The sequence below is a fragment of the Halomonas cibimaris genome, from assembly GCF_039537045.1.
Lineage (GTDB): Bacteria > Pseudomonadota > Gammaproteobacteria > Pseudomonadales > Halomonadaceae > Vreelandella > Vreelandella cibimaris.
The window spans coordinates 1-6374 of record NZ_BAAAZT010000027.1 but is presented as its reverse complement, the minus strand read 5'-3'; the positions used below and the strand labels follow the sequence as shown (position 1 = coordinate 6374).

Below are 6374 nucleotides of genomic sequence, written 5' to 3'. Positions count from 1 at the left end.
ACAATGCTGAGACAGAGAGATCCAGTTCTTGCATCCTTCACCCTGTGATCGCTTCCATATCAACCACATGCATTGTAGCTTATTCAGTTACGACTGTAGTACTAGGCGAGCCACTGTTGCAGGATGTTGCAAGTGATGCACGGTGGTTTGTTGAGCGTTTTTCCGAGCTGTTACAACTCAAGTGGCAGAATGAGCCTGTGGTGCTTGCTGCACTGCAACACGCCTTGGCGGGCGTGACACGGGAATGGCACATCCATTGTAACCAGCCGGTTGCCGCTCATCGGCTTCCCTCTGCGGGACTCGCTCTGGTCGCTCTGGAAGGCGAAGAATTGGTGATGTTGCGCCTTGGCGACTGTGAAGTCTATTCGCTTGACGATTGTGGTGCCAAGCGTGTGTTTCCTGATTCTCCCTTGCTGGCATTCGATCAACGAGCGATTGCAGCCGTCACGGAACGGCGCGGCCAGGGTCAACCATTCGCTGAAGCAGTAGGTGCCATTCATCCCATGCTTGTGTCGCATCGCGAGCGACTCAATACACCTCAGGGCTATTCAGCGTTGAGTGTGGCACGCATTGACCAAATGGTACCCGAGGTGCGACGCGTTAAGGCGTGTGACGTCAGCCGTGTGCTGCTTACCAGCGATGGGTTTTCGGCGGCCTGGCAGGGATATGGACTCGAGGATCCGGCTCACTGGCTCGCCGATGAACGTATCGATGAGCGTCTGGATGACACGCTGAGACAGCTTCGCCTGCTGGAAGCCGACGACCCCGAGGGCGACCGCTTCCCTCGACTCAAGCCGCATGATGATGCCACTGCTGTAGCGCTAGATATACTGCCTTGAGTGGCCTCTGTTGGTGGGCAAGATCAGTGTATCTTATGGCGGCTGCCATTTATTCTGCATTATTTATTGATCTTTCTCTGTTTCTGTCACGCTCGGCGCACATTCAGAGAGCTCGTTTAGGGAAATACGTCCATGATAAGACTTTTACAACCGCTGTTTTCCCTGCCAAGGCGCGCCAAACGGCTGATTCAGCTAACAGCCGACGTAGCGCTGATTACGCTGAGCTTCTTGCTGGCCATGCTGCTGCGTCTGGACAGTTCCGACTTTCTCAGCCAACCCGGGGTCTGGCTGGTCTTGCCGGTGATGATACCGGTCAGCCTGTTGATTTTTATGCGGCTGGGGTTTTACCGCGCGGTCATTCGCTATATGAGCGTCAAAGCCTTCAAGACGATTATGCTCGGCGTGTTGGGCTCGGCGCTGACGCTGGCTGTGGTCAACTATCTTTATCAGCTGCCGGTGCCGCGCTCGGTTCCTTTTATTTACGCGCTACTCGCCATGTTTACCATCGGCGGCGTTCGCTTTGGGCTGCGGGCCATCTATATGCGCGGCCAGCTGCGCTATAAAACCCGCGTGCTAATTTACGGTGCCGGCTCGTCAGGGCGGCAGCTTACGCTCACCCTGCGCCACGGCAACGAATACGAGCCCATCGCCTTTATCGATGATTCGCCCGGCCTGCACCGAGCGCTGGTGATGGGCATGACGGTATACGCGGCGCAGGATATTGAACGGCTGATCGCCAACTACGGCATCGACAAGGTATTGCTGGCCATTCCCAGCGCCACGCGCCAGCGTCGGCGTGAGGTGCTGGAGCGGCTGGAGCCGTTGGCCGTGCCCGTGCAAACCATCCCCGGCATGGCCGATATGGTCTCGGGGCAGGCCAAAGTCTCCGAAATGCGCGACGTGGCGGTGGAAGATTTGCTGGGGCGCGATCCGGTGCCGCCCACACCGGCGCTGATGCGCGCGAACATTTACGACAAGGTGGTCATGGTCACCGGCGCCGGCGGCTCCATCGGCGCTGAGCTGTGCCGGCAGATATTGCGCCAGTCGCCGCGTCGTCTGCTGCTGCTGGAAGTGTCTGAATACGGCCTTTACCAGATAGAGCAGGATCTCAAGTGGATCGCCGATCACGAAGGTTATACAGCAGTGCACGTGCACGCGCTGCTGGGGTCGGTACAGCACCGTTCGCGTATCGAAACCATTTTGCGCACCTACCAGGTGCAAAGTTTGTACCACGCGGCGGCCTACAAGCACGTGCCGCTGGTCGAACACAACATGGTGGAAGGGCTGCGCAACAACGTGATGGGAACGCTGGAAACCGCCCAGGCTGCCGTGGCTGCCGAAGTGGAGTCCTTCGTATTGGTATCAACCGACAAGGCGGTACGCCCTACCAATGTGATGGGTGCTAGCAAGCGGCTGGCAGAACTGGTATGCCAGGCGCTGGCGTCGCGGCAGGCAGGCACGCGTTTTTCCATGGTGCGCTTTGGCAACGTGCTGGGCTCCAGCGGCTCGGTCGTACCGCTGTTCCGCCGCCAGATTGCCGCGGGCGGCCCGGTTACCGTGACCCACCCCGACATCACTCGGTACTTCATGACCATTCCCGAAGCGGCCCAGCTGGTCATTCAGGCGGGCGCCATGGGGCAGGGTGGTGATGTATTCGTCCTCGACATGGGCGAACCGGTCCGCATTGCCGGCCTGGCGGAACGCATGATTCGGCTGACGGGCCTGGAACCGGTGCTGCCGGCCGAACACGAGCAGGCACCGGACGCGGCCGAAAATGTCCATATCGGCGACATCGCCATCCGTTACACGGGGCTGCGTCCCGGGGAAAAACTCTACGAAGAGCTGCTGATTGGCGATAACGTATCGGCGACGCGTCACGAACGGATCATGACGGCGCATGAATCCGCGCTCACGTGGCCGGAGCTTGAGGAACTGGTTCACCGGCTTTTCACCGCTTGCCGTCATTTTGATTACGGTGAAATACGCCAACTACTGATCAATGCCCCGCTGGATTACCAGCCCAGCAGTGCACTGTGTGACTTACTGTCTCACGCCCCCGCTGCCCCGCAGCCGGTTACCCATTAGCGCCCTTTACCGCAGGGGCATCAAGCCATCCCCAACGTTGAGAAAGCGGCATGTACGAGCTGGCCAAGACGCTGGCCGCCCAACTTCTGATGCCGTTACCCCTTTGCCTGGGGCTGATGGGGCTGGGCACGCTGCTGCTGAGGTGCCGGTACCGACGGGCCGGCTGGCGACCCAGCGCTCCCTGGTCGAGCACTGCACGTTTGAATGACAGCTCCGCTATTCGCCTGATGGAGGGGAAACGCCTATGGCGGCAGGCGCCTGACCTGCCGCTGATCGTTACCGGCGCCAGCCGTGATCCTGAAGAGGCGCCGATTGCCCAGGGGTACGGCGACGCCGCCGGCCGGGAGCTGAGCATGTTTCAGTTTGCTCTGGTGGGCCTGCCGGTGGCGCTAATTTCGCTGGGCGTCCTGCTCTGGCGGGCGAGCAGCCTACCGAGCCACCCGGCAGAGAACACCCGAGATCGGCTGGTCTACTCGTCAGCCTTGCCTATTCCGCAGGTGTCCTCGTGCTGACACCGCTCATCTTTCCCTTTTAAGCCAATGCTCGCTTGCCCCGGGCGCGCGACGCTCAGCGTGACGATCACGGGTGCGCTGGCATGGGTGGCATGAAACGGCCGCGCTGCTCTTTTACAGAAAACGGACGAAAAGGAACACTATGAACATCGCTGTTGCCGGCACCGGCTACGTCGGCCTTTCCAACGCCATGCTGCTGGCCCAGCATAACGACGTGGTCGCCGTGGATATCGTGGCGGAAAAGGTCAGCCTGCTGAATAACGGCGTCTCGCCCATCGAGGACGCCGAGATCAGCGACTTTCTCGCCAACCGCTCGCTAAACTTTCGCGCCACGCTGGACGGTGAGGCGGCCTACCGCGAGGCCGATATCGTGTTGATCGCCACGCCCACCGACTACGATCCGGACACCAACACCTTTGATACCTCAAGCGTGGAGGCGGTGATCAAGGCCGTCATGGCGGTCAATCCCGAGGCGCTGATGGTGATCAAGTCCACCGTGCCGGTGGGCTACACCCGGGAAGCCAGCGAACGCTTTGCTACGCAAAACCTGCTGTTTTCACCGGAGTTTTTGCGCGAAGGCCGGGCGCTGTACGACAACCTGCACCCTTCGCGGATTATTGTCGGCGAACGCTCGGCACGCGCCGAGCGCTTTGCCCAGCTGTTGAAGCAGGGGGCCGTCAAGGACGATATCGCGGTATTGCTAACCAACAGCACCGAGGCCGAGGCGATCAAGCTGTTCGCCAACACCTATCTGGCCATGCGGGTGGCGTATTTCAACGAGCTGGACAGCTACGCCGAGTCCCACGGCCTGGACAGCCGCCAGATCATCGAAGGCGTGGGGCTCGACCCGCGCATCGGCGACCATTACAACAACCCCAGCTTTGGCTACGGCGGCTACTGCCTGCCCAAGGATACCAAACAGCTGCTCGCCAACTATCGGGATGTGCCGAGCAACATCATCCAGGCGATTGTCGATGCCAACCGCACGCGCAAGGATTTTATCGCCGAGAAGGTGCTGGCGCGGCAGCCCAAGGTCGTCGGGGTGTATCGGCTGATCATGAAGTCGGGGTCGGATAACTTCCGCGCCAGCGCCATGCAGGGGGTGATGAAGCGCATCAAGGCCAAGGGGATTGAGGTGATCGTGTTCGAGCCGGTGCTTGAAGAAGCCACCTTTTATGGCTCGCGGGTCGTGCGCGACCTTGATGCGTTCAAGCAGGCCGCCGATGTGATACTCAGCAACCGTATGGTCAGTGAGCTGGCGGACGTCCAGGATAAGGTCTATACCCGCGACCTTTTCGGTAGTGACTGAGTAGATGTTTGGTGGCTGTATCATCGCGGACTAAAGTCCGCTTATATGGACCCGTCCTGTTGTGCAAGCTAGAAGCAACCACGCATAAAGGTGAGGACTGCACGCTTATATCCGGCCTGTTGGTGGCACCTGCGGTGCCTGGCCCTGATGGAATACGCGCTCTCTGCTCTGATCTCCCACTCGGCCTCGCCATGGGCCTGCGCACTTCACAGAGTGACAGAGAGTCGGTCTGACCCGTTATGCCATCGAAGCATCTCGCCTGCGCAACCTCGGGGTTGGGTAACTTATCGTATGCTGAACGAACTCGCCTGTTTATTCGGTATCATTAAGCGGCCTCCTGCGGCTGGTAGCGGCGTTCATGGGCCAATAGCGACCAGCAAATCCGCGCCATCTTGTTTGCCAGGGCCACAATGGCCTTGCGTTGTCCAAGACGCGCCGCTAATGAGCAGGCCCAGCGGGACAGCCGGTCGGGCTGTTCCTGGCGCTGAAACTGGCGTAATGCCGCGCGGGCACCGTGCACCAGCTGCCGTCGAACCTCGCCATTGCCGCGTTTGGTGATACCCATTAACTGATGGCGGCCACCACTGGAATGCTGGCGTGGCACTAGCCCTAACGAGGCGCTGAACTGACGCCCGTTGGGAAACCGTGCCGGATCGCCCAGGTGGCTGAACAACAGCGTGGCGTTGATCGGGCCGATGCCGGGCAGACTCATCAGCCGCTGCATGTCGGCTGACGCTTTGGCCTGTCGCTGCAGCCGCTTGTCATAGCGCGCGATCCGCGCATCGTTCTCGAGCCACTGGTCGAGCAGGTCGTTCAGCAGGGTGTGGAGTTCTTCACCCAGCCGCGCCCGTTGCTCGTCCAGGCGTTCACGGATCACACCCTGGCGTATTACCGCATGCCCTTGCGACACGATCAGGCCAAACTCTCCCAGTAGGCCGCGCAGCTCATTGCCGATGGCGGTGCGCTCGCGCACTAACCGACTGCGCACCCGGTGCACCGCTTGCAGGGATTGTTGCGCTTCTGTCTTGATCGTCACCCGAGGCGTCGCCGGGCGTGCTGCGGCCTCGGCGATAGCCGCGGCATCGCGTGCATCATTCTTGTGGCCCAGCACGAAGGGCTTGACCGCCTGCGGCGGCAGTAGTTCTGCCTCATGGCCCAGGGCGCGAATTTCGCGTGCCCAATAATGGGCCGAGCCGCACGCCTCCATGGCGATGCGGCAAGGCGGCAGCTGGGCCAGCGTGAGCCGCAGCTGATCACGCTTAACCTGCTTGTTAAAGACGTTATGGCCGCGCGCATCGGCGGCGTGCAACTGAAAAACGTGTTTGGCCAGGTCAATGCCAACAATGCTAATCTGTTTCATGGATGGGCCCTCCTTTCAGATGCCGTCAGTGTTCTGTGCACTGCTAGCTAGATGTCATATCCAGCTTGGCACAGAAGGACGGGTCCATCCCATTTCCCACCAAAGATTCAGCTCCCACCACGTAGCGGGCCCATAGCCAGCCGCGGCTCGTGACTCGATCCCGGGGTAGGAGCCGCACTTTAGTGCGCGATAGCAGGCCGTAGGCCTGTCAGGGTTCGGTGGCACCGCCATCGCTGACTGAAGTCAGCTCCCACCAGAAATCCAGCTTC

The 6374-nt window shown here is 60.4% G+C and carries 5 protein-coding genes; 4 read left to right on the top strand and 1 reads right to left on the bottom strand.

Features of this window, described 5'->3' with window-relative positions; translation table 11 throughout:
* From ABD654_RS03550 to ABD654_RS03535, 4 genes are all read left to right on the top strand, one after another.
* Positions 1–839, top strand: an 839-nt coding sequence (locus ABD654_RS03550; protein ID WP_344702373.1) for a hypothetical protein, incomplete at its 5' end; no start/stop codon positions are given.
* Between the two features lie 132 nt (positions 840–971).
* Positions 972–2924 carry a polysaccharide biosynthesis protein gene (locus tag ABD654_RS03545; protein WP_344702371.1) on the top strand — a complete coding sequence of 651 codons (1953 nt, stop codon included), beginning with the start codon at positions 972–974 and terminating at the stop codon, positions 2922–2924.
* Between the two features lie 50 nt (positions 2925–2974).
* Positions 2975–3436: a hypothetical protein gene (locus tag ABD654_RS03540; protein WP_344702369.1), complete on the top strand. Its 462-nt coding sequence runs from the start codon at positions 2975–2977 to the stop codon at positions 3434–3436.
* Between the two features lie 142 nt (positions 3437–3578).
* On the top strand, positions 3579–4745 hold the full coding sequence (locus ABD654_RS03535) for a nucleotide sugar dehydrogenase (protein ID WP_344702367.1): 1167 nt from the start codon (positions 3579–3581) through the stop codon (positions 4743–4745).
* Between the two features lie 325 nt (positions 4746–5070).
* Here ABD654_RS03535 and ABD654_RS03530 read toward each other — a convergent pair whose 3' ends face one another.
* Complete coding sequence (locus ABD654_RS03530; RefSeq protein WP_344702365.1) at positions 5071–6105, bottom strand: IS110 family RNA-guided transposase; 1035 nt, start codon at positions 6103–6105, stop codon at positions 5071–5073.
* Positions 6106–6374: the final 269 nt, after the last annotated feature.